The organism is Metapseudomonas resinovorans (genome assembly GCF_002003485.1).
Taxonomy (GTDB): domain Bacteria; phylum Pseudomonadota; class Gammaproteobacteria; order Pseudomonadales; family Pseudomonadaceae; genus Metapseudomonas; species Metapseudomonas resinovorans_D.
The window spans coordinates 99457-121955 of the sequence record NZ_BDMA01000057.1 but is presented as its reverse complement, the minus strand read 5'-3'; the positions used below and the strand labels follow the sequence as shown (position 1 = coordinate 121955).

At 61.1% G+C, this 22499-nt stretch carries 20 protein-coding genes; 9 read left to right on the top strand and 11 right to left on the bottom strand.

Annotation, left to right across the window (positions count from 1 at the left end):
- Positions 1-14: 14 nt before the first annotated feature.
- Both proB and MnOB_RS15420 read left to right on the top strand, forming a co-directional pair.
- Entirely contained in the window at positions 15-1133 is a 1119-nt protein-coding gene (gene proB / locus MnOB_RS15425) for a glutamate 5-kinase (protein ID WP_077525099.1), read from the top strand.
- Positions 1134-1146: 13 nt separating this feature from the next.
- The gene (locus MnOB_RS15420; RefSeq protein WP_077525098.1) at positions 1147-1611 is read left to right on the top strand and encodes a CreA family protein; all 465 of its coding nucleotides are present in this window, start codon (positions 1147-1149) and stop codon (positions 1609-1611) included.
- Positions 1612-1736: 125 nt separating this feature from the next.
- Here the strand turns inward: MnOB_RS15420 and rpsT are convergent, their stop codons facing one another.
- Positions 1737-2012, bottom strand: coding sequence for a 30S ribosomal protein S20 (rpsT, locus tag MnOB_RS15415; protein WP_069082204.1), 276 nt, complete (start codon positions 2010-2012; stop codon positions 1737-1739).
- 217 nt (positions 2013-2229) lie between these two features.
- On the opposite strand from rpsT, the gene murJ reads away from it, so the two are divergent.
- The 6 genes from murJ to ispH all read left to right on the top strand — a co-directional run bounded on the left by murJ (position 2230) and on the right by ispH (position 9564).
- Complete coding sequence (gene murJ, locus MnOB_RS15410) at positions 2230-3765, top strand: murein biosynthesis integral membrane protein MurJ (protein WP_077525097.1); 1536 nt, start codon at positions 2230-2232, stop codon at positions 3763-3765.
- Positions 3766-3875: 110 nt separating this feature from the next.
- On the top strand, positions 3876-4814 hold the full coding sequence (ribF, locus tag MnOB_RS15405; protein WP_077525096.1) for a bifunctional riboflavin kinase/FAD synthetase: 939 nt from the start codon (positions 3876-3878) through the stop codon (positions 4812-4814).
- A 16-nt stretch (positions 4815-4830) separates the two neighbouring features.
- Positions 4831-7665 (top strand): isoleucine--tRNA ligase, encoded by a 2835-nt coding sequence (gene ileS / locus MnOB_RS15400; RefSeq protein ID WP_077525095.1) that lies wholly within the window; start codon positions 4831-4833, stop codon positions 7663-7665.
- A complete protein-coding gene (gene lspA, locus MnOB_RS15395; protein WP_077525094.1) occupies positions 7658-8161 on the top strand; it encodes a signal peptidase II in 504 nt (167 codons plus the stop codon). The genes ileS and lspA overlap by 8 nt, the downstream gene beginning before the upstream one ends.
- Positions 8154-8591 (top strand): FKBP-type peptidyl-prolyl cis-trans isomerase, encoded by a 438-nt coding sequence (gene fkpB / locus MnOB_RS15390; RefSeq protein ID WP_077525093.1) that lies wholly within the window; start codon positions 8154-8156, stop codon positions 8589-8591. Before lspA ends, fkpB begins: the two co-directional genes overlap by 8 nt.
- Before the next feature lie 28 nt (positions 8592-8619).
- Positions 8620-9564, top strand: coding sequence for a 4-hydroxy-3-methylbut-2-enyl diphosphate reductase (gene ispH / locus MnOB_RS15385; protein WP_077525092.1), 945 nt, complete (start codon positions 8620-8622; stop codon positions 9562-9564).
- A gap of 57 nt (positions 9565-9621) precedes the next feature.
- Here ispH and MnOB_RS15380 read toward each other — a convergent pair whose 3' ends face one another.
- The 7 genes from MnOB_RS15380 to MnOB_RS15350 all read right to left on the bottom strand — a co-directional run bounded on the left by MnOB_RS15380 (position 9622) and on the right by MnOB_RS15350 (position 17938).
- Entirely contained in the window at positions 9622-10071 is a 450-nt protein-coding gene (locus MnOB_RS15380; RefSeq protein WP_352230851.1) for a type IV pilin protein, read from the bottom strand.
- The gene (locus tag MnOB_RS15375; RefSeq protein WP_234358270.1) at positions 10068-14867 is read right to left on the bottom strand and encodes a pilus assembly protein; all 4800 of its coding nucleotides are present in this window, start codon (positions 14865-14867) and stop codon (positions 10068-10070) included. The genes MnOB_RS15380 and MnOB_RS15375 overlap by 4 nt, the downstream gene beginning before the upstream one ends.
- 30 nt (positions 14868-14897) lie before the next feature.
- Positions 14898-15350, bottom strand: a complete 453-nt coding sequence (locus tag MnOB_RS15370; protein WP_077525090.1) for a pilus assembly PilX family protein — start codon at positions 15348-15350, stop codon at positions 14898-14900.
- 2 nt (positions 15351-15352) lie between these two features.
- Entirely contained in the window at positions 15353-16375 is a 1023-nt protein-coding gene (locus MnOB_RS15365) for a PilW family protein (RefSeq protein WP_265093688.1), read from the bottom strand.
- A complete protein-coding gene (gene pilV, locus MnOB_RS15360; RefSeq protein WP_077525245.1) occupies positions 16372-16854 on the bottom strand; it encodes a type IV pilus modification protein PilV in 483 nt (160 codons plus the stop codon). The genes MnOB_RS15365 and pilV overlap by 4 nt, the downstream gene beginning before the upstream one ends.
- Positions 16842-17324, bottom strand: coding sequence for a GspH/FimT family pseudopilin (locus tag MnOB_RS15355; RefSeq protein WP_077525088.1), 483 nt, complete (start codon positions 17322-17324; stop codon positions 16842-16844). The genes pilV and MnOB_RS15355 overlap by 13 nt, the downstream gene beginning before the upstream one ends.
- A 98-nt stretch (positions 17325-17422) precedes the next feature.
- Positions 17423-17938: a GspH/FimT family pseudopilin gene (locus MnOB_RS15350; RefSeq protein WP_077525087.1), complete on the bottom strand. Its 516-nt coding sequence runs from the start codon at positions 17936-17938 to the stop codon at positions 17423-17425.
- A 60-nt stretch (positions 17939-17998) separates the two neighbouring features.
- Here MnOB_RS15350 and thiO point away from each other — a divergent pair, with 60 nt between their 5' ends.
- Positions 17999-19108 carry a glycine oxidase ThiO gene (thiO, locus tag MnOB_RS15345; RefSeq protein ID WP_077525086.1) on the top strand — a complete coding sequence of 370 codons (1110 nt, stop codon included), beginning with the start codon at positions 17999-18001 and terminating at the stop codon, positions 19106-19108.
- 61 nt (positions 19109-19169) lie between these two features.
- On the opposite strand, the gene MnOB_RS15340 is transcribed toward thiO, so the two are convergent.
- From MnOB_RS15340 to MnOB_RS15330, 3 genes are read right to left on the bottom strand one after another with little or no spacing between them, the layout of a single operon-like run.
- Positions 19170-20507, bottom strand: coding sequence for a sigma-54-dependent transcriptional regulator (locus MnOB_RS15340; RefSeq protein WP_077525085.1), 1338 nt, complete (start codon positions 20505-20507; stop codon positions 19170-19172).
- Between the two features lie 2 nt (positions 20508-20509).
- Positions 20510-22111 (bottom strand): sensor histidine kinase, encoded by a 1602-nt coding sequence (locus MnOB_RS15335; RefSeq protein ID WP_077525084.1) that lies wholly within the window; start codon positions 22109-22111, stop codon positions 20510-20512.
- Entirely contained in the window at positions 22101-22337 is a 237-nt protein-coding gene (locus tag MnOB_RS15330) for a PP0621 family protein (protein WP_077525244.1), read from the bottom strand. The genes MnOB_RS15335 and MnOB_RS15330 overlap by 11 nt, the downstream gene beginning before the upstream one ends.
- Positions 22338-22499: the final 162 nt, after the last annotated feature.

The window sequence follows — 22499 nt, the reverse complement described above, 5'->3', positions numbered from 1 at the left end:
TAAGGTTGGACGATATGCGGGACAAGGTGACTGGCGCGCAGCGCTGGGTGGTGAAGATCGGTAGTGCTTTGCTCACGGCTGACGGTCGCGGGCTGGATCGCTCGGCCATGGCGGTCTGGGTTGAGCAGATGGTGGCCTTGCGTGAGGCAGGTGTGGAGCTGGTGCTGGTGTCCTCCGGTGCTGTGGCGGCTGGTATGAGTCGCCTGGGGTGGCAGAGTCGCCCGAGCGCCGTTCACGAGCTGCAGGCTGCCGCTGCCGTAGGGCAGATGGGGCTGGTCCAGGCTTGGGAATCCAGTTTCGCCGAGCATGGTCGCCACACTGCGCAGATCCTGCTGACCCACGATGACCTGTCTGATCGCAAGCGCTACCTGAACGCTCGCAGCACCCTGCGCACCCTGGTTGAGCTGGGTGCGATTCCGGTGATCAACGAGAACGACACCGTGGTTACCGACGAAATTCGCTTCGGTGACAACGACACCCTGGCGGCGCTGGTGGCCAACCTGGTGGAGGCGGACCTGCTGGTGATCCTTACGGATCGCGACGGCATGTTCGACGCCGACCCTCGTCACAATCCCGATGCCCAACTGATCTTCGAGGCTCGTGCCGATGACCCTGCGCTGGATGCTGTCGCCGGTGGTACCGGTGGTGCTCTGGGGCGGGGCGGTATGCAGACCAAGCTGCGCGCCGCGCGGCTGGCGGCACGCTCCGGCGCGCACACCGTGATCGTCGGTGGGCGGATCGAGCGTGTTCTGGATCGCCTCAAGTCTGGTGAGCGCCTGGGTACGCTGCTTGCGCCTGAGCGCGGCATGCTGGCGGCGCGCAAGCAGTGGCTGGCTGGCCATCTGCAGACCCGTGGCACGCTGGTGCTCGATGCGGGTGCGGTCAAAGCTCTCCGGGAGGACCGCAAGAGCCTGCTGCCGGTCGGCGTGAAGGCTGTTCAGGGCAGTTTCCGTCGCGGCGAGATGGTGGTTTGCGTCGGGCCGGATGGTGCTGAAATCGCCCGTGGTCTGGCCAACTACAGCGCTCTCGAGGCGCAGAAGATCATTGGCCAATCGTCCGATCTCATCGAGAAGCTGCTGGGCTATGTCGATGAGCCGGAGCTGGTGCACCGGGACAACCTGGTCCTGGTTTGAGTTGGAGGGGCAGATGCGACTGATCAAGGGAGTGGCGGTGGCGCTTCTGGCGATACCGCTGTTGGCTGCTGCGGAGGAAATCGGCTCGGTCTCCACCGTGTTCAAGTGGATGGGGCCGAACGACAAGATCACGGTCGAAGCATTCGATGATCCGAAGGTGGAAGGTGTGACCTGCTACCTGTCACGAGCCAAGACTGGTGGTGTGAAAGGTGGGCTGGGGCTGGCTGAGGATCGTGCCGAGGCGTCCATTGCTTGTCGCCAGGTGGGGCCCATTCGCTTCAGTGGCGAACTCAAGGATGGCGAAGAGGTATTCAAGGAGCGCACGTCGCTGGTTTTCAAGACCATGCAGGTCGTGCGCTTCTTCGATCGCAAGCGCAATACCCTGATCTATCTGGTCTACAGCGACCGCGTGATCGAGGGCAGTCCACAGAATGCTGTTACGGCGATCCCGATCGTTCCATGGCCGAGCCGGCCTTGAGTTGATTCCAGAAAGCAGAAAGCCCGGAATTTCCGGGCTTTTTTATGGCTGCAGATCCTGCGTCAGGAAAATGCAGGCAATAAAAAAACCGGCCAGAAGGCCGGTTTTTTCGCAAGAACTCAAGCTTAGGCAGCAGCTTGACCGAGCGCCTTGATGTGGGCGTTCAGGCGGCTCTTGTGACGAGCAGCTTTGTTCTTGTGGATGATGCCTTTGTCGGCCATGCGATCGATCACCGGTACAGCAGCGGTGAAAGCGGCTTGTGCCTTCGGCAGGTCTTTGGCGTCGATAGCCTTGACCACGTTCTTGATGTAGGTACGAACCATGGAGCGCAGGCTGGCGTTATGGCTACGACGCTTCTCAGCCTGTTTGGCGCGTTTTTTGGCAGAAGGTGTGTTGGCCACCGTCAAGCTCCTCGAAACTGGGGAATTGAATCAAATTAAGGCCGCGAATCATGCCCACGTGATGTGGGCTTGTCAAGGGCGTTCAGGCAGGTCGGGCGACGAGCGTGCGCTTTTCTTGCCGGATGCTTTTATCCCGCACGGACTCTACACTCGGCAGCCTCGATTGTCCCCTGGCAGCATTGCCGAAGGACCGCGCAACACCTGTCCGGACCCCTGAATGAACCTGCTCAAGTCGCTGGCGGCCGTCAGCTCCATCACCATGCTTTCCCGCGTATTGGGCTTCGTGCGCGATACCATCGTCGCGCGCTATTTCGGCGCCGGCATGGCCACCGACGCCTTCTTCGTCGCTTTCAAGTTGCCCAACCTGTTGCGTCGAATCTTCGCCGAGGGGGCGTTCTCCCAGGCATTCGTCCCGATCCTGGCGGAATACAAGACCCAGCAGGGCGAGGAGGCGACCCGCACGTTCATCGCTTACATCTCCGGCCTCCTGACCCTGGTACTGGCGTTGGTGACCCTGCTCGGTGTGCTCGCGGCGCCGTGGGTGATCTGGGTGACCGCCCCGGGTTTTGCTGATACCCCTGAGAAGTTCGCCCTGACCACCGACCTGCTGCGGGTGACCTTTCCGTATATTTTCCTGATTTCGTTGTCATCGCTGGCGGGAGCGGTCCTCAATACCTGGAACCGTTACGCGGTGCCGGCCTTTGTGCCGACCCTGCTGAACGTCAGCATGATTGTCTTCTCGCTGTTCCTGATTCCCTATTTCGACCCGCCGATCATGGCCCTCGGCTGGGCGACGCTTGTCGGCGGCCTGGCACAGTTGCTCTACCAACTGCCGTCGCTAAAGCGCATCGGCATGCTCGTACTGCCTCGCCTGAACCTGCGCGATACCGGGGTCTGGCGCGTGCTCAAGCAGATGGGGCCGGCGATCTTCGGGGTTTCCGTGGGGCAGATCTCGTTGATCATCAACACCATCTTCGCCTCTTTCCTGGCGGCGGGGTCGGTGTCCTGGATGTACTACGCCGACCGCCTGATGGAGTTGCCGTCCGGTGTGCTCGGCGTCGCCTTGGGCACCATCCTGCTGCCATCCCTGGCCAAGACTTACGCGAGCGATGACCGCCATGCGTACTCGCAGCTGCTCGATTGGGGTCTGCGTCTGTGCTTCCTGCTGGTACTGCCTTGCACCCTGGCCCTGGCGCTGCTCGCCGAGCCGCTGACAGTGGCGCTGTTCCAGTACGGGAAGTTCACTGCCACCGACGCGTTGATGACCCAGCGCGCATTGATCGCTTACGCCGTGGGCCTGCTCGGGATAATCCTGGTCAAGGTACTGGCTCCTGGTTTCTATGCGCGGCAGAACATTCGCACGCCGGTGAGGATCGCCCTGTTCACGCTCATCGCCACCCAGTTGATGAACCTTGTCTTCGTCTTCCCGCTGCGCCATGCCGGATTGGCACTGGCGATCAGCCTCGCGGCTTGCATGAACGCCGGGCTGCTCTACTGGCAGCTGCGCAAGCAGCAGCTGTTCCAGCCGCAGCCGGGCTGGGGGAAATTTCTGGCAAAGCTCGTGCTGGCGGTGCTGGCGATGTGCGCGGTCCTGCTCGGCGTGATGTACCTGCTGCCCGCATGGGAGCAGGGAGGAATGGCCGAACGTCTGCTGCGCCTGGCCGCGCTCGTGGGTGCCGGTGTAATCACCTATTTCGGCATGCTGGCGCTCCTGGGTTTTCGCCTTCGCGACTTCGCCCGGCGGGCCGTGTAGTTCGCCGAGCTGCGACTCGTCGCCGCTTGTCGTGGTGACGGGTCTGTAGCGCCTGTTGTCCAGCCTCGGCTGTGCGTATAATCGACCACTTTGTGAACAAGACTTGTGCTATGCAGCTGGTTCGAGGTTTACACAACCTGCGGCCCCAACATCGGGGCTGCGTCGCCACCATCGGCAATTTCGACGGCGTGCACCGCGGCCACCAGGCCATTCTCAAGCGGTTGCGCGAGCGTGCGGCTGAGCTGGGTTTGCCTACTTGCGTGGTGATTTTCGAGCCGCAGCCGCGCGAATATTTCGGCCCTGACACTGCACCCGTGCGCCTGACGCGGCTGCGCGACAAGCTCGAGCTGCTGGCCCGCGAAGGGGTGGACCGGGTGCTTTGCCTGGCCTTCAACCACCGTCTGCGTGAGCTCAGCGCCGCCGAGTTCGTGCATGCCGTGCTGGTGGAAGGACTGGGCGCCAAGCACCTGGAGATCGGTGACGATTTCCGCTTTGGCTGCGACCGCGCCGGAGACTTCGATTTCCTGCTGCAGGCGGGCGAAGCGGAAGGTTTCAGTGTCGAAGCCGCGGCAACCGTCGAGCTGGATGGCTTGCGGGTCAGCAGCACCCGCGTGCGCCAGGCCCTGGCCGAGGGCGACTTCGTGCTTGCGGAGCGGCTGCTGGGGCGGCCGTTCACCATTACCGGCCGAGTGCTGCACGGGCAGAAACTCGGTCGCCAGCTGGGTACCCCGACCGCCAACGTGCAGCTCAAACGCCGCCGCGTCCCGCTCAACGGCGTGTACCTGGTCAGTGTGGAGCTGGAAGGCCGGCAACTGCCCGGCGTTGCAAACATCGGCGTGCGCCCCAGCGTGAAGGGCGATGGACGCGCCCATCTGGAGGTCCATCTGCTGGACTATTCCGCCGACCTCTACGACCAGCGGATCAGCGTGACCTTCCACCACAAGCTGCGTGATGAGCAGCGTTTTGCCTCCCTGGAGGCGTTGAAGTCGGCGATCGATGCGGATGTCGCTGCCGCCCGTGCCTATTGGCAGGGTACTCAATCAAATTGAAGAGCCTGGACTTGAAATGACCGATTACAAAGCGACCCTGAACCTGCCCGAGACGGCATTCCCGATGAAGGCCGGTCTGCCCCAGCGCGAGCCGGAACTGCTGCAGCGCTGGAACAGCATCGACCTGTACGGAAAGCTGCGTCAGATCGGCGAAGGTCGCCCGAGGTTCGTCCTGCACGATGGCCCGCCCTACGCCAACGGCAGCATTCACATCGGTCACGCGGTCAACAAGATCCTCAAGGACATCATCGTTCGCTCCAAGACCCTGGCGGGCTACGACGCGCCCTATGTTCCGGGCTGGGACTGCCACGGCCTGCCCATCGAGCACAAGGTCGAGACCACCCACGGCAAGAACCTGCCCGCGGACAAGACCCGTGAGCTGTGCCGTACCTACGCCGCCGAGCAGATCGAAGGCCAGAAGGCCGACTTCATCCGTCTTGGTGTACTGGGCGACTGGGGCAATCCCTACAAAACCATGGCCTTCAGCAACGAGGCCGGCGAAATCCGTGCACTGGCCGAAATGGTCAAGCAGGGCTTCGTGTTCAAGGGCCTGAAACCGGTGAACTGGTGCTTCGACTGCGCTTCGGCCCTGGCCGAGGCGGAAGTCGAATATGCCGACAAGAAGTCTGACGCCATCGACGTCGCCTTCGCCATTGAAGATGCCGACAAGCTGGCTGCTGCCTTCGGCCTGCCGAGCCTGGACAAGCCCGCTGCCATCGTCATCTGGACCACCACCCCCTGGACCATCCCGGCCAACCAGGCACTGAACGTCCACCCCGAATTCAACTACGCGCTGGTGGATACCGGCGCGCGCCTGTTGATTCTGGCCGAAGAACTGGTGGAATCCTGCCTTTCGCGCTACGGCCTGGAAGGCCAGGTCATCGCCACCGCCAAAGGCGAGGCGCTGGACCTGATTCGCTTCCGCCACCCCTTCTATGAGCGCCTGTCGCCCGTCTACCTGGCCGAGTACGTCGAGCTGGGCGCCGGTACCGGTATCGTCCACTCCGCGCCGGCCTACGGCGAGGACGACTTCCGTACCTGCAAACAGCACGGCATGAGCAACGACGACATCCTCAGTCCGGTTCAGAGCAACGGCGTCTACGTTCAGGACCTGCCGTTCTTTGGCGGCCAGTTCATCTGGAAAGCCAATCCGGCCATCGTCGCCAAACTGGAAGAAGTGGGTGCGTTGCTCAAGCACGAATCCATCAGCCACAGCTACATGCACTGCTGGCGTCACAAGACCCCGCTGATCTACCGCGCCACCGCGCAGTGGTTCGTCGGCATGGACAAGCAGCCGGAGCAGGGCGCCACCCTGCGCGAGCGTGCGCTGACCGCTATCGAACAGACCGAATTCGTTCCGGGTTGGGGCCAGGCGCGCCTGCACGGCATGATCGCCGGCCGTCCTGACTGGTGCATCTCCCGCCAGCGCAACTGGGGTGTACCGATTCCGTTCTTCCTGCACAAGGCCACCGGCGACCTGCACCCGCGCACGGTCGAGCTGATGGAGCAGGTTGCCCTTCGCGTCGAGCAGGAAGGCATCGAAGCCTGGTTCAAGCTGGATGCCGCCGAACTGCTCGGTGATGAGGCCGGCCAGTACGACAAGATCAGCGACACCCTGGACGTATGGTTCGACTCGGGCACCACGCACTGGCACGTCCTGCGCGGCTCCCACGCAGAACTGGGCCATGCCAGCGGTCCGGCTGCCGACCTCTACCTGGAAGGCTCCGACCAGCACCGTGGCTGGTTCCATTCTTCCTTGCTGACCGGTTGCGCCATCGACGGCCACGCACCTTACCGCCAACTGCTGACCCACGGCTTCACCGTGGACGAAAGCGGCCGCAAGATGTCCAAATCCCTGGGCAACGTCATCGCCCCGCAGCAGGTTACCGACAGTCTGGGCGCCGACATCCTGCGCCTGTGGGTATCGGCCACCGACTACTCCGGTGAGATGGCGGTTTCCCAGCAGATCCTCCAGCGCAGCGCCGATGCCTACCGCCGCATCCGCAACACCGCGCGCTTCCTGCTGGCCAACCTGAACGGCTTCGACCCGGTCAAGGACCTGCTGCCGGCGGAAGACATGCTGGCCCTCGATCGCTGGGCCGTGGACCGCGCCTTGCTGCTGCAGCGCGAACTGGAAGAAGCCTACGGCGAGTACCGTTTCTGGAACGTCTACTCGAAAGTGCACAACTTCTGCGTGCAGGAACTGGGCGGCTTCTACCTCGACATCATCAAGGACCGCCAGTACACCACCGCCGCTGACAGCGTGCCGCGCCGCTCCTGCCAGACCGCACTGTTCCACATCGCTGAAGCCCTCGTGCGCTGGATCGCGCCGATCCTGTCCTTCACCGCCGAGGAAATCTGGCAGTTCCTGCCGGGCGAGCGTAACGAGTCCGTCATGCTCAATACCTGGTACCAAGGCCTGTCCGAGCTGCCGGAAGGCACCGAGCTGGACCGCGAATTCTGGGAGCAGGTCATGGCCGTCAAGGCCTCGGTCAACAAGGAACTGGAAAACCTGCGCAGCAACAAGGCGATTGGCGGCAACCTGCAGGCCGAAGTCACCCTGTTCGCTGAAGACGCCCTGGTGGCGAGCCTGGCCAAGCTGAGCGACGAACTGCGCTTCGTGCTGATCACCTCGGCGGCTGACGTCCAGCCCCTGGCCAGTGCCCCGGCCGATGCCGTGGATACCGAAGTCGCCGGCCTCAAGCTGAAAATCCACAAATCCGCCCACACCAAGTGCGGCCGTTGCTGGCACCACCGCGCCGATGTTGGTCAGTTCGTGAAGCACCCGGAGCTGTGTGGCCGTTGCGTCGAAAACATCGATGGGGCCGGCGAGGTTCGTCACTATGCCTAAGGCATACGGCCGTCTCGGCTGGCTGTGGCTGACCGCCCTGGTGTTCATACTGGATCAGGCGAGCAAGTGGTTCTTCGAAACCGAGCTCAACCTCTACCAGCAGATCGTGGTCATCCCCGACTATTTCAGCTGGACCCTGGCCTACAACACCGGGGCGGCTTTCAGCTTCCTCGCCGATAGCTCCGGCTGGCAGCGCTGGCTGTTCGCGATGATCGCCTTGGTTGTGAGCGGCGTGCTGGTGGTCTGGCTGAAGCGCCTGAAGCCCGAAGAAACCTGGCTGGCCATCGCGCTGGCCCTGGTTCTGGGCGGAGCCCTTGGCAACCTTTATGACCGCGTGGTACTTGGCCACGTGGTCGATTTCATCCTGGTGCATTGGCAGAACCGCTGGTATTTCCCGGCGTTCAATCTGGCCGATAGCGCCATCACCGTCGGCGCCGTGATGCTGGCGCTGGATATGTTCAAAGCGAAGAAGTCCGGAGAACCTGCCCATGACTGAACATCGCATAGGGCCGGACATGGAAGTCACCCTGCATTTCGCCATCAAGCTGGATAACGGCGACGTGGTGGACAGCACCTTCGAGAAGAAGCCGGCCACCTTCAAAGTAGGCGACGGTAACCTGTTGCCTGGCTTCGAGAGCGTGCTATTCGGACTCAAGAGCGGCGACAAGCGCGTCCTCGCCGTCGAGCCGGAGCAGGGATTCGGCCAGCACAATCCGCAGAACGTGCAGGTGATGCCCCGTGGCAACTTCCAGGACATGGAGCTTTCCGAAGGCCTGCTGGTCATCTTCAATGACGCGGCCAACGCCGAGTTGCCTGGGGTGGTCAAGCTGATCGACGACACGCATGTGACCATCGACTTCAATCACCCATTGGCCGGCAAGCCTCTCGCCTTCGAGGTGGAGATCCTGTCGGTCAAGCCGGCCTGATCCCCTGCGGCCGGACGAGGTAACCGCCATGCAAATCAAACTCGCCAATCCGCGCGGCTTCTGCGCCGGCGTCGATCGCGCCATCGAGATCGTCAACCGCGCGCTGGAAGTCTTCGGTCCGCCGATTTACGTGCGCCATGAAGTGGTGCACAACAAGTTCGTGGTCGAGGACCTGCGCGCCCGTGGCGCGGTCTTCGTCGAAGAACTGGATCAGGTGCCGGACAACGTCATCGTCATCTTTAGCGCCCACGGCGTTTCCCAGGCCGTGCGCCAGGAAGCTGATCGCCGTGGCCTGAAAGTGTTCGACGCCACTTGCCCGCTTGTGACCAAGGTGCACATGGAAGTCGCACGCTACAGCCGTGACGGCCGCGAATGCATCCTGATTGGCCACGCCGGCCACCCCGAAGTGGAAGGCACCATGGGGCAGTACGATGCCAGCAACGGCGGCGCGATCTACCTGGTGGAGGACGAAACGGACGTGGAACGCCTGCAGGTCCGCAATCCGGAGGCCTTGTCCTTCGTGACCCAGACCACCCTGTCCATGGACGACACCAGCCGCGTCATCGACGCGCTTCGCGCCAAGTTCCCGAGCATCGGCGGCCCGCGCAAGGACGACATCTGCTACGCCACCCAGAACCGCCAGGATGCGGTGAAGCAACTGGCTCACGAGAGCGATGTCGTCCTGGTGGTCGGCAGCCCCAACAGCTCCAACTCCAACCGCCTGCGCGAACTCGCCGAGCGCCTGAACACCCCGGCCTACCTGATCGACGGTGCCGAAGACCTCAAGCGCGAGTGGTTCGAAAAGGCCCAGCGGGTGGGCATCACTGCCGGCGCATCCGCACCTGAAGTCCTGGTGCAAGGCGTGATCGACCAGCTCCGAGAGTGGGGCGCCGAGGTAGCCGTTGAACTGGATGGCCGGCCGGAGAATGTGACGTTCTCGATGCCGAAGGAATTGCGGGTTAAGGCGGTTTGAGCTTTTCCTGCTGAATGAAGAACGGGGCCTGATGGCCCCGTTTTCGTTTGCGTGCCTTTAGATGCCGCGGCAGCTTCCCCACAGATTTCCAAGAGGTGCGTTACCCGCGCGAACTCCAGCCGAAGTCAGGGTTAGGCTGCCCTGACCTGCCAGGATGCTGCCGGCTATAGGGGCGGCCGTCAGAGTATAGGTGCTGGCCGTGGCGGCGCTGATGGTCAGGTCGAATTGTTTGGGCGTGCCATCGACTGGGCTTTGGTTGGCGAAAATTGAAGGCGCGCCAGTATCAGCGCCACCTGCCGCAGCGGCTAGATAAGTACCTTGCTGAGACCTGAATCGCTCCATCGCATTGGCCAGCCCTGTGAGGGCGCCTTTGGCGTCCTCACAGGCCGTGCGCCGTACGTGGCCTTGGTAACTAGGAATTGCGATAGCGGCCAGAATGGCTACCACTGCGACCGTGATCATCAGTTCGATCAGGGTAAAACCATGATTCCCTCGGTGCATGTTCATCTGCTCTCGTTGATCCAGTAAGTTGAACCGGGTTCAGGCCAGCCCACTTCAACGCACTCGGTGCCAATGCACACTACCGGATCCTTCGACTGGCCTTCCGGGAACAGCACAATGGGGCGTGGGGGGATGCCGCCGGCTTTCAGGACATCCGCGCGTGCACTTGGAGTAGTGCCCGCCTCCTGTGAAACGGGAGTGGCATCGTAGAGATTGACCGCGTAGGCACGACCGATCCCTTGTACCGCCTTGCACGAATTGTTGGCTGCAGTCGGCTCATAGGTGTTGAAGAACAACTTGCCAGAGAAGGTGAGGGCATCCGAAAGAACCTTCTCACCAGTATTGGTCAGACGGATATACCAGCCGCCAGGTGAGCTGGCGAAGGCACTGGCGGCTGCTGTTTTCTCCGCAGTGCTGCCGTTCTGGATCAAATTGTCGGTAGCGTCGTACAGGTTGCTTTCAGTCAGAACCGTGTGGGATGCATTGCTGGAGATGATCGGCGTGCGGAAGGAATAGAAGCGATCAGCCGTTCCGTTGTCCAGCGGGTGACCGCGATAGCCCGAGCCGATGCTGACTACCAGAGTCTTGCCGCCTGCTACGGTCAGCAGGGCAACGCTGGGTTCGTTATAGAAACGCCGGAGTTTGGACTCCAGCTGGGCTGGGGTCTCGCTACCGGTATCGGCCGGGATCACGTTGGCGAGGATTCCGTCGTCAGCGCTGCCTGATGCACTGTCCAAGGGGCTGACCAGGCTGCTGGCATCACTGCCGTTATTGATGAAGAAGCGCCAGACCTGACCGCCCATGTCGGAGGCGAAGAACTGATCGGCGACCCCGTCGCGGTCGATATCAATGACCCGCAAGCTGGCAGGCATGCTGTAGACCATCTTGCTCAACTGCAGGGTGTGGCCAGTAGCGCTGCTGGCAGACCAGATCAGGGCGCCAGTCTTGGCGTTGACGATGTAGACGGCATTGCCCATGGTGTCGGCTGTCCGCGCGCTGATTTCGTCCTGATTCGGATCGTAGCCGCCCGCGAACACCAGTACATCGGTTGGCGGATTACTGCTGCTCGCGGCGCCGATCTGGACCTTGGTGACCACCGGCACCGACCAGGTTTGGCCGAGGCGGGAGAATCCGGTGCTGCTGTTATCCTTGAACCAGAGCATTTTCGGATTGTCTCGGTCGGTGACATCCAGCGCATAGAGGCTGCGTCCTCCCCGGCCCATGGTGGCATAGGCATAGACAAACTCCCCAGTGTTCAGCCCGCTAAGGCTGGCTGGAGGCGTCGTCGTGGAGTCCGGGTCACGGCCGCCGTAGATGACGCCGTTGCGGTTGGCATCGTTGACCCAGATGGCAACGGTGCTGTCCATCCCGTACTTGCGTGGCACCAGTGAGGTGGAGCGGGCGTTCGTCTTCAATTGCTTGATGTTGCCGAGCAGCTCCTGCGGCATGAAGGCCAGTTGCTCGACGCCCGTATTGGTATTGAACGCATGCAAGAACCCCTCGTTGGTACCAACGAAGGCGCTCTGGTCCTCGCTTGCGCACGCGGTCAGGCTGCTGTCCGTGAAGCTATTGCATTGATAGGTGACCAAGCGTGGTACCGAATGCAACGGATCGCCGATCGCATTTCGGGCACTGCCATCGGTGTTCAAGCCACGAATCCAGTTGATCAGTTCGGTGCGCTCAGTCGCGTTGGCTGCACCCAGTGCAGCACTGGTGATTGCCGCGTTGGCATCTTCGAGGCGATGAGCGCTGCTATTCAGGCTGACCGCTGTCCCTGAGACGCCACTGGGCGAGGTGCCGATAAAGGTGAAGGTACGGCGGCTGGCGGCCGCCGGCAGTTGATTGGCGACACCGCCAAGTACGGTGTTGTTGCCATCGGCCGAAGCGGTCCAGAAACTGCGGGCAGTGGTCTTGAAGAACCCGGTAAGGGGGTCGACAGCGCCGACATTGTCAGCATCGAGAATGACATCACCTGAGCTGCTGTTGAGGGCGTAGCGCTTCAGGTTGCCGGGCCAGCGGTTGGTTTCCGAGGGTTTGAACAAGGCGAAGTAGACCTCGTTCTTGTTGCTCTGGCGGTTGAACTGGTTCACTGCAGCACCGGGGCTGACGAAGGTGGTGTCGATGCTCAGCACGTTCTGCAGGATCTGGCTGAATGCCGCGCTCAGCTCGCTGGCGTTGGCGGCGGTATAGGCGTTGCCGTTGCCGTTGCTGGCAAGATCGTTCAGGAACGTCTGTGGCGCGGTGTTCGGAGCCAGGGCGCCCAGGGCGAAGCCGATGGTATGGGTGGTGACGAAGTTGTCTCCGTCGAAGGTGGACTGGTCGTTGTCGGCCAGATAGGTCGCCAAAGTTCGGCCACATTTTTCATCGCTAGCGCTTGCATCTCCCGTGCAAGAGCTGCCGGCCCAAGTGCCAATACCGGCTCTCGAAGCATCGGTCGAGCCGTTTGCCTGGCCGTCAGTCAGCAACACGACGTGAGTAGCTTGGCAGGCACTGGTAACGGGGCTCGGGTACCCACTGAGTTGGCCTTTGAGGTACTGCGCGGCCTCATAGTAGGTCGGCACTATTGGTGTACCGTCATTGGCGGTCATTGCTTGGACAAGAGCATTCAGGTGCTGGCGCACGGTGTAGGTGCTGTTCGCCAAGCCACCACTGGCAACCTTGATGCGCAGCTTCACCGATTGCGCCGGGTTGCTTTCGTAGGCCTGGACGTCCAGGTTGGTGTCGCTACTCTGCACCGACATCACAGTGAGGGCGTTGCCGGGTGTCCAGCCGCCTCGGTTGACGATGCTCTGCAGGCCGGTCTTGAGCTGGGTGCCATGGCAGGTGACCGGACTTCCGGTGACCCAGCTGGTGATTACGCAACTGCTGTCCGACGTGTCGTTGCGGTCACTGATATTGTCTTCGGAATTGGTGAAGGGGGCCGAGTTGTCGGCGTTCTCGAAACGCACTGTGGTGGTTACGTTAGGCGTGTTGACGGTATTGGCGGGCGTCAGGATCACCTGGGCATCGAGAATGGTCGCACTGTTGATAAGCGGGACGTTCTCATAACGAGCGGCGAAACGACTCCTGTCCATGGGGAGGGTGTTGCCACCGAGCGCCATGTCACCGTCATTCTCCTCGAAGGCATCATTCTTCGGGTTGGTGACGCTGGCTTCTATGATCGGATTGAGGCAACCGCCGGTACCGCCGGTATAACTGACGGTCAGAGTCGGCTGCAGGCCGGGCGCGCCATCCAGGCTATGGGCGGTGCGTGAGCCGGTGCCCGAGGTGGGTTTGAGGTAGAAGGCCATGGCATTGTTCCCGCACCAGCCTGGCAGGTTAACCACTTCCTGTACCAATGCTCTGATGTCCGGACCTTCCTCATGCACAGGCGGATTCTGGTTAGTCCAGGCCGGGGCGCTCCATCCAATTGCCGCTGTCGTTTTGGGGGTTCGGCCTGCAGCATCACTGCCGCTTGTGAACACAGCCGCGTCCACGGCCTGCTCAGCCTTTATCTCGAGGGTCAGCGGGTCGCCATTGGTGGTCGCCGGGGCAAAGTTCAGGTGCGCTCCGGTGATAGTGGCTCCTTGGGGGATGCCCACGTTCTGGAAGCGCAACAGGCCGGTCTTAACCTCATTCTGGAGCGCGGTACTGTTGTAGGTGATACGGATGGTCGGAGCGTTGAACATGCCATTGCTGGTGCCGCAGTAACCCGGGCTGCTGCTTGAGCCGCTTATGGCGCAGAAGGTGTAGTCATTCGCACCAGTCGCGCGCAGCTTGATGAGCATGGATTGCAGCGCGTCGGCATCATTGTCCAGCACCTGCTTGACCAGATCGGTGATGTCCAGCGTCGTAGTGCTCGACGAGTTCCAGGACGTTGCGGCGATGTTGGCCGTGATGTAGGTCCGATTCGGATTGATCTCGCTCAGGTCGTTCGGCACGACAGGGGCCTTGCTGTCCTGCATCGTTACCTGAACGGTAGGAAGGTTGTTGTTCTGGTTGTTGGTCGGTCGTAGGTCTAGGTAAGCCTTGAAACTTGCGTCGTTGTGGACGGCCGCGGGAATGCTCAAGCTTCGAAAATAAAGCAGTGCGCTACCAGTTACTGTGGGGTTTCCCCCACCACTTGCGGAACCGGTGTTGGTGTCGCTGTTGGAGCGGACATTGATCCTCTCGCTGTCGTTGTTGCCGCAGGCGTCGTTCGACGCATCGTGATCGTCGCTGGGTTCGTTCAGGCGGCACGCCCAATCCTTGTTGTTGTAGCGACTCTGAAAGAATGCGTCGTTGTGCGCCAGGACGCTTTTGCTGTTATTGACCGTCGTGGTGCTGGTGGTGATATAGCCCATCTGCAGTGTGTGACCGTCGATCGTCGCTCCACCACCGAGATTGCTCTGCGTTGCGTCGTCACCGCTGACCAGAATCTCCGGCGTACTGGCAACCTGTTGCACAGAACCAGGGAGCGGAGCATCTATATTGCTGACCGGGTAGACCATGCGCGTATTGTTGTACGCACTGCGTTCGTTGAGCACCATGATCCCGGCGTTGATGGCGCCAGCACTATTTATGATGCTAGAGAAGGATTCCTTGAGGATCTGCATCCGCGATTTCTCGCTACCCGACGGAGTGTTGTTACTGGCCGTCCGCCAGGCCATGGAACCGGAGTTGTCGAGGATGAAAAGTACATTGGGGCGAATACCGGTATCGATCGCCGGCCCACCGAAGAAAATCTCGGTGTCATCTGCATAACTATTCGCTGCACTGAAGATCAACAAGCTGGAAAGCGTGCTGAGGGCCAGGCGGTGGAGGGTTCTTATACGAGTTTTCAAGGCTGTGCCCTCATCTTGCATCAGCGAGTTTCAATTGAATCCAAGGCAGCGATAGCCGCGACGGTGCAATGAGTGGGTATTGTCTTCGATAGCGGCTGCGGTGGTCGCAGCGGGTTCGAGAGTTGCCGTGCTGGTGATGTCGTAACGCCCGGTTATGGGAGACCCCGGCTTCACGTCCAAGTCGCCTACTTCGTCGTAAGTGACAGTCACAAGAGCCCGGGTGACGCGACCGCTGGCATAAGTGACGGACTGAATTGTCTGGCTCTCAGGGGCGGAGCACGTAGTCATCTTGCTGATGTTTATCGAGGCAAGACCACTCTCCGCAGTCTGGAACGCGATATTGTTTTCCTGGGAGTTGAATGCCATGCGCTCCTGCAGTGAGGAGGTGCTGGAGGCCGATATTGCGAGTACGGTTAATAGCAGCAGAAAGATCAAGCTGACGATCAGGGCAACACCGCGCTGATTCCGGGCAAGAGTTGTCATGGTCAATTCCGGTTCCGCATGTCGATTGTGGTATTGAATACGCGACGAATTTTCTGATCGTTAACCGCGGCAAACTGGTTGTCTGCACTGATATTAGCGATGTCGAAGACCTGATTGCTGGTGCCGCTGGCGGCGTTCTCGGGGCTGGCGATCACCAGGCTGATCTTCACCTGACGGACCTGAACCGGCAGATTGGGATCGCCAGCCAAACCATTGGCGTCGTACCAGCGTGTTTGCCCACCGCTGTCGATGCCGTAGAGCACCTGGAAGTTCTCGACATTGGCAATTACTTCACTGCCGTTCTTTCGCAGGGCGCCATTGCTGACGTCATATTTCACTTGACCAAGTCGCGTGATTTCCGAACCTTCGGCCGTGGTGTTTCCAAAAAAGTTTGGGGTATTGCCGTTTTTGTCTTTTATTTGCGTCAGGGAGTATTTGAACGGCATCTTGGTGCGGCTATCAGTACTGCTGGAAACATCGTTTGAGCTGGATGTGGATACGGTTGCAGTAAATACGTAAGCTATTTCGCAATCGGTCAAGACGAACTCCTGACCTTGGCCATTGCCAATTCGAAGGTTAGGGTCGCTGGTGACCAGTGTCGCGGTGGCGCCAGTAACGTTGAACAGTTCGGCGCGGATAGAAGAACCATGAACAATTGTTATCTCGTCACTTGAGGTGCCGGCCCCTTCACGAGTGTCTGTGCCTATTTGGCCTATGGCAGCAGCTGGAAATTCGCGGACAGGTTTGTGGTCGCTGGGATACAAGTCTTCTAGTTTCGATGGGTTAGGATCTGCGCAGCCGATGTAGCCCGTACTCCGTAAGTCTTCCTTGAGTATTTCGAGCGCCACCCGACCACTTTCCTGCAGGCGGGCAAGAGCGGTATTGGCCTTGTCGCTTGCACTTGTGTTGCTGAACATTTGCAGTATGCCCAAGAGCAGCAGAGAGCTGAGCAGGATTGCGACCATCAACTCGATCAATGAGAGTCCTAGCTGCTTTCCCCGCGAAGAGTGATACCGATACTTCATAGGTTGACCCTTAATACGAAGGAGCACTGAGGAGTGCCGTTGACCGGTGCGCAGGCTCTGGAACTGTCTTCCTGCCAACTGATAGTGATGGTGTATTGGTTGGTATTGAGGCGCGCCACTGTGCCCCTGACTCCTGCTAGGGCCAGTTGGGTCATCCATTCGTGTACGTCCAGTTGCGCGACATTCGTAGCGGAGCAGCCGTTTGCCTTGCACCCGGGGTCGCTCGGAGTGGCTGTGGCAGTAGTGACCACATAGCTGTTACCGGTGATCGCCACATTCCGATTGAGCCGCATGCGCTCGGCTATATCGTAGGCAAGCCAATTGGCCTGACTACGTTGGTAGGCGCTCTGGTTGGACTTCATGCTGGTAAGCATCAGGCTGGCCATGCCTAACAGGCCGATGGCAAGAACCAACAGTGCGATCAGTACTTCGATCAGGCTGAAGCCATTTTCTCGGGCTAAGGCTCTTACGGAGGACATGCCGAATCTCCAGCTTGATAAGTACGGCTACCGGCCTGGCCCGCAGCATTGACAATTATGGTTCTGGAGTCGGCGTTGCCGCGTGAGTCGCAGACTCGCAGGGTTCCGCCGACACTCGTACCGTCCGCTGCGTAGACGATCGAGGCGGGTCCGACAATATTGAAGTCTGCATTGGCTTGCATGACGCGGATGACCGTGCCGTCATCGCGCCGCGCAAGCGTTCCGTCATTCCAACTGGCGCTATTGCACGTGCCCTGGTCGTTGCTGGGGCAGACAGTGGCTTGCTGCCGCTGAGTCACAGCTTCACTGCGCGCCAGTTGCAATACGCCCAACAGTCCGTTGGTCTGGCTGGTCATGCTGTTGTTCTGCATTAGTGCCTGAAAGCTTGGAATACCAATGCTCGCCAGGATTGCCACTATGGCAATCACTACCATCAATTCGATCAAAGTGAATCCATTTCGTAACTGCATCGCCGCGATCCATATCTGCTTGGGCTTACCCTACCCGATGAACGGATTATCAGCGCTTTTCAGATGACCAGCGAGCAGAATCCACGACGAGTTGCACCTTAGCTGCAAGGTGCGTCATCAGAGGGTGCGTGGGTTCTCACTCTGCCTGATAGGTTGATCACGACTTGCTTCCTGGCTGAGCCTGCGCGGCAGAAAGTGAACGTGCCATTCATGGCTGGCGTTGTGCCGTCCATCTTGAAGTGCAGGTAATTGGTTCGGCGAAATCCTCGCCAGTACAGATCGAAATTGTCGATAAGTTGTAAGGCGCGAAGCAGATCTTCGTCGGTGTCGAGCTGCCCGTTCCTGTTCCGGTCATTGAAGATCAGTACCTGACCTTGCCAATGTGGCTTGTCAGCGCAGAAGCCTTGTCCAGCGCATATCCCTACCACCTTGCGCTCCATCACCGCGGTGCTGCGTGCATAATGCAGCGCTCCGATTAGTTGGTTGACCGCTGCCGTCTCGCGGCTGCGTTCGATGGTCGTTACGAAAGAAGGCATGGCCAGGCCAAGCAGGATGCCGGCAATGAGCAAACAAAAGAGAAGCTCGACCAGCGTATGGCCGTAACGTGATTTCATGGTCGGCGTCCTTGCCGGGGCGGAAATGTGTGTGCGGGCAGTCTAAGGTGGGGTTTTTTGATGCCAACCGATGTAGGAAAAAGCGTCGCCATTGTGGGTGGCGGTGCCATAGGCCTTCTCAGTGCGCTCGAGTTGGCGCGCAATGGGCAGCAGGTCTGCCTTCTGGAGCGCGGCGACACGGGGCGCGAGTCTTCCTGGGCGGGAGGCGGTATCGTTTCGCCGCTGTACCCATGGCGATACAGCAGTGCAGTGACGGCATTGGCGCATTGGTCCCAGGACTTTTACCCACAACTCGGTCAGCGATTACTCGCTGAAACCGGGATAGATCCTGAGGTCCACGAGACCGGCCTCTATTGGCTGGATCTGGACGACGAAGCCGAGGCCCTGGCCTGGGCAGCGCGCGAAGGGCGGCCGTTGGCGTCAGTGGAAATCGCCCAGGTACATGCCGCGGTGCCGCCGCTGGGAACGGGATTCCAGCGGGCTATCTATATGTCCGGTGTCGCAAACGTGCGTAACCCGCGCCTGACGCGAGCGCTGCGTGAAGCGCTGCTGCGGATGCCTAACGTGTCTGTGCAGGAACACTGCGAAGTACGTGGATTCGTTCGTCGGGACGGGCGCGTGATCGGAGTGGAAACGGCCCTGGGCGAGGTGCTGGCAGATCGGGTCGTGCTGGCTGCTGGTGCCTGGAGCGGTGAGCTGCTTGGCTTGCTCGGGCTGACGCTTCCGGTGGAGCCGGTCAAGGGGCAGATGATCCTGTTCAAGTGCGCTGCGGATTTCCTGCCGGCCATGGTGCTGGCCAAGGGGCGCTATGCGATCCCGCGCCGGGATGGTCATATCCTGGTGGGTAGCACCCTGGAACATGCCGGCTTCGACAAGACGCCCACGGGGGACGCGCTGGAAAGTCTCAAGGCCTCGGCTTTCGAACTGTTGCCGCAACTGGCTGAGGCCGAACTGGTGGGGCACTGGGCGGGGTTGCGTCCCGGTTCACCGGAAGGTATCCCCTTCATCGGTCCGGTGCCGGGGGCGGATGGGCTTTGGCTGAACTGTGGTCACTACCGCAACGGACTGGTGCTGGCACCGGCCTCGTGCAGGTTGCTGGCGGACCTGATGCTGGAGCGGGCGCCCATTATTGACCCGGCGCCGTACGCTCCTGCCGGTAGATTGGCGTGAGGAACCTATTCGCCAGCAAGCTGGCTCCTACTTTTTGCGGGAGCCTGCTTGCTGGTGAATGTCAGTCGATGCCCAGCTTCTTCAGGCGATAGCGCATGGATCGGAACGTCAGGCCCAGGCGCTGGGCTGCGGCCGTGCGGTTCCAGCGGGTTTCCTCAAGCGCCTGCATGATCAGCTTGCGTTCGATGTCTTCGAGGTAGTCTTCCAGATTGTCGATGTGCGCGAGGTTGGCCTCTCCGCCTTCGACCGCACCGCCCGCTTCGGCCAGCCGCAGGTCGCGTGCCTGGATCTGGTCGTCCTCACAGAGCGTGTAGGCACGCTCGAGCATGTTCTCCAACTCGCGCACGTTGCCTGGGAAGCGATAGCACTTGAGCTTGTCCAGGGCTTCAGGGGCGAGGCTGGCGGCGGGCAGTCCGCTTTGCTGGGCCAGGCGTTTGAGCATGGTTTCGGCCAGCAGCGGTATGTCTTCCCGACGTTCGCGCAGTGGCGGCACGCTGAGTTCGATCACATTGAGGCGGTAGTAGAGGTCCTGGCGGAAGCGGCCGGCCGCGACTTCAGCAGCGAGATCTTTGTGAGTGGCGCTTAGGATGCGCACGTCGACGACGACTTCCTGTTGACCACCCACAGCGCGCACGGCCTTCTCCTGGATGGCGCGCAGCAGCTTGACCTGCATGGCAAGTGGGAGGTCCGCCACTTCGTCGAGGAACAGTGTGCCGCCGTTGGCCGCCTGGAACAGGCCCTGCTTGTCCTCGACCGCGCCGGTGAAGCTGCCTTTCTTGTGGCCGAAGAATTCGCTTTCCATCAGTTCGGACGGAATGGCGCCGCAGTTGACCGGTACGAAGGGGCGCTCGGTGCGCGGACCCTGTTCATGGATCAGCCGTGCGACCAGTTCCTTGCCGCTACCTGATTCGCCGCTGATGTACACGGGCGCCTGGCTGCGGGCGAGTTTCTGGATCTGCTTGCGCAGGGCGCTCATGGGCGGCGAGGTGCCCAGCAGGCGACCATCCACAGGGGCTTCGCCTTCATCCGGGGTGCTCAGACGCAGTGCGGTGTTGACCAGTTCGCGCAGGCGGCCAAGGTCCACCGGCTTGGTCACGAAGTCGAAGGCGCCGGCCTTGAGCGCATTCACCGCAGTGTCGAGGCTGCCGTAAGCGGTAATCATCGCCACCGGGACCATCGAGTGACGCTGCTGGATGTACTGCACCAGTTCCAGGCCGGTGCCGTCGGGCAGGCGCATGTCGGTCAGGCACAGGTCGAAGGGCTCGCGCGCGAGCCACTCGCGGGCTTCCTTGAGGTTGCGGGCGCTGCGCGTGTCGAGCTTCATCCGCCCGAGGGTGATCTCCAGCAGCTCGCGGATATCGGGTTCGTCGTCGACGATCAGGGCTCGTTGTCGGGTCATGGTCAGCTCAATTTGCGCGGATGGGCGAAGGTGATGCGGAAGCAACTGCCACCTTGTTCGCGCGGTTTGTAGTCGAGTCGGGCCTGGTTGCTCTCGCAGAGTTCGCGGGAGATGTAAAGGCCAAGTCCGGTGCCCTTGCTTTCGGTGGTGAAGAAGGGCTCGAAGATATTGTGCACCTGCTCGGATGGAACACCGTCCCCGTCGTCTTCCACTTCCAGCACCGGCAGGTCGCTTTCAGCATCGCGGAAGAGCTTGAGCCAGACCTGGCCCTGGGGGTTTTTCTTGGTGCTGTAGCGCAAGCCGTTCTGTACCAGGTTTGTCAGCACCTGAGTGAGCTGGTGCGGGTCCATGCGGGTCTGCAAGGTGCTGCCAAGGGTGGTCAGATGCAGGGTCTGGTTGGGGCCGGCAGAGGTGCGGAACTCACTGGCGAAGCGGGTCAGCCAGTATTTGAGGTCCAGCAGCTGCGGTTCCGACTGTCGACGTCGGGACAGTTGCAGCACGTTCTCGATGACCAGGTTCATGCGTCGCGAATGGTCCTGGATGATGTGCGCCAGCCGCCGATCCGGGCCTTCGAGCTCTTCCGACTCCTGCAGGAGCTGGGCCGCATGGCTGATAGCGCCCAACGGGTTGCGGATCTCATGGGCGATGCCTGCGGTCAGGCGGCCAAGGGAGGCGAGTTTCAGCTGCTGGGCCTGCTGGGTGATCTGCGAGATGTCTTCGAGGAAGACCAGGACGTTCTGCTGATTGCCACTCTGCAAGTGAACGAAGCTGGGCTGCAGCGTTGGGCCATTGGCGAACGCCTGGAGGCTCTGCGGGCGCAAGGTGGGGTTGGCCAGCCACTGTTGCAGGCTCTCCAGCAGTTCGGGGCACTGGCCGACCAGGGGGCGTCCGGCCAGCGATTCCTTGCCCAACAGGGACTGTGCGCCATTGTTGGCGAGGAGAATCAGGTTCTGCGGGTTGAGTACCAGGATGCCGGTGCGCATGCGTTCGAGAATCTGCGCGTTCAGTGCTTCCAGATTGGCCACATCCGCCGCGCGTTGCTCCGCGAGGTTTTCGCTGAGTTGCAGGCGCCGGCTCAGGCCCTGAAGGAGCAGCGCCGCGGCGAAGCACAAGGCGCCAAAGCCGCCGGCCTGGACGAACTGGCTGGCAGCCTGGGGGTGACTGATGCTCAGGTAAAAGGTGAGGTAGATCAGCCCTATCGCCGCGACCGCGGCCACCAGCAGGCCGATGCGTCCGCGGAGCAGGATGTTGGAAATGGCGACCGAAACCACGATGAGGTTGGCGATGCCGCTGGGGGTGCCACCCGCCGCGAAGAACAGGCAGCACAACAGCAGCACGTCCACTACCGCCAGGCTGAAGACCTGCACCATGCTGCGCGGGCGAGGTACCAGCGCGGCGATCAGGGTGTTGAGGATCAGGTAGAACCAGCTGGCGTTGCGGAACAGCTCCGGTCGCGCCAGGTCCAGGAGGCTGTCGTCTAGTTCGCTGGAGATCAGGAGGACCAGTGCCAGGCCGATCAGCAGGCGATACAGGCTGTACAGACGGAAGATGCGCCGTCCCTGGGCGCTGAGTGCAGCGGGGGCGGGTAGGGTATCAGCGCTCACCAGTGCTCTGGTCCTGTTCCAGGTGGGCCCGGCTGCAATACCAGCGATTGTCCTGGGACAGGGCGTGGCTACGGGGAACGTGCACGCCGCATTGTGCGCAGCGCACCATGGGCTGGTTGTCGTCCTGCTGGCGCGGCTGGGGTCGGGGCTTGGAAGGGGTCTTGAAGCGGCGCCACAGCCAGATGGCGGCGAAGATCACGACAATCCAGAACAGCAGGCGAAACATGCCGAAGGTGCTCTCTTCTTGTTGGAAAGCTGGCAGTTTAGCCAAGCCGGTTCTCCTCGCACAGAGACCCGTCGCACGCTGTTGCGACTTGCGTGGTTTCCGCTGCGGGCGCTGCGGAGTATGTTGGCGTTGAGACGTATTCGATGCCGTGTTCAACGCCCG

Coding starts and splice junctions, on each gene's coding strand:
- ribF (WP_077525096.1), top strand. CDS start 3,876: ATGCAGCTGGTTCGAGGTTTACACAACCTGCGGCCCCAACATCGGGGC.
- MnOB_RS15355 (WP_077525088.1), bottom strand. CDS start 17,324: ATGCAGTTACGAAATGGATTCACTTTGATCGAATTGATGGTAGTGATT.
- pilV (WP_077525245.1), bottom strand. CDS start 16,854: ATGTCCTCCGTAAGAGCCTTAGCCCGAGAAAATGGCTTCAGCCTGATC.
- ispH (WP_077525092.1), top strand. CDS start 8,620: ATGCAAATCAAACTCGCCAATCCGCGCGGCTTCTGCGCCGGCGTCGAT.
- MnOB_RS15380 (WP_352230851.1), bottom strand. CDS start 10,071: ATGAACATGCACCGAGGGAATCATGGTTTTACCCTGATCGAACTGATG.
- MnOB_RS15350 (WP_077525087.1), bottom strand. CDS start 17,938: ATGAAATCACGTTACGGCCATACGCTGGTCGAGCTTCTCTTTTGTTTG.
- lspA (WP_077525094.1), top strand. CDS start 7,658: ATGCCTAAGGCATACGGCCGTCTCGGCTGGCTGTGGCTGACCGCCCTG.
- proB (WP_077525099.1), top strand. CDS start 15: ATGCGGGACAAGGTGACTGGCGCGCAGCGCTGGGTGGTGAAGATCGGT.
- fkpB (WP_077525093.1), top strand. CDS start 8,154: ATGACTGAACATCGCATAGGGCCGGACATGGAAGTCACCCTGCATTTC.
- murJ (WP_077525097.1), top strand. CDS start 2,230: ATGAACCTGCTCAAGTCGCTGGCGGCCGTCAGCTCCATCACCATGCTT.
- thiO (WP_077525086.1), top strand. CDS start 17,999: ATGCCAACCGATGTAGGAAAAAGCGTCGCCATTGTGGGTGGCGGTGCC.
- MnOB_RS15340 (WP_077525085.1), bottom strand. CDS start 20,507: ATGACCCGACAACGAGCCCTGATCGTCGACGACGAACCCGATATCCGC.
- ileS (WP_077525095.1), top strand. CDS start 4,831: ATGACCGATTACAAAGCGACCCTGAACCTGCCCGAGACGGCATTCCCG.
- MnOB_RS15420 (WP_077525098.1), top strand. CDS start 1,147: ATGCGACTGATCAAGGGAGTGGCGGTGGCGCTTCTGGCGATACCGCTG.
- MnOB_RS15330 (WP_077525244.1), bottom strand. CDS start 22,337: ATGTTTCGCCTGCTGTTCTGGATTGTCGTGATCTTCGCCGCCATCTGG.
- MnOB_RS15365 (WP_265093688.1), bottom strand. CDS start 16,375: ATGAAGTATCGGTATCACTCTTCGCGGGGAAAGCAGCTAGGACTCTCA.
- MnOB_RS15370 (WP_077525090.1), bottom strand. CDS start 15,350: ATGACAACTCTTGCCCGGAATCAGCGCGGTGTTGCCCTGATCGTCAGC.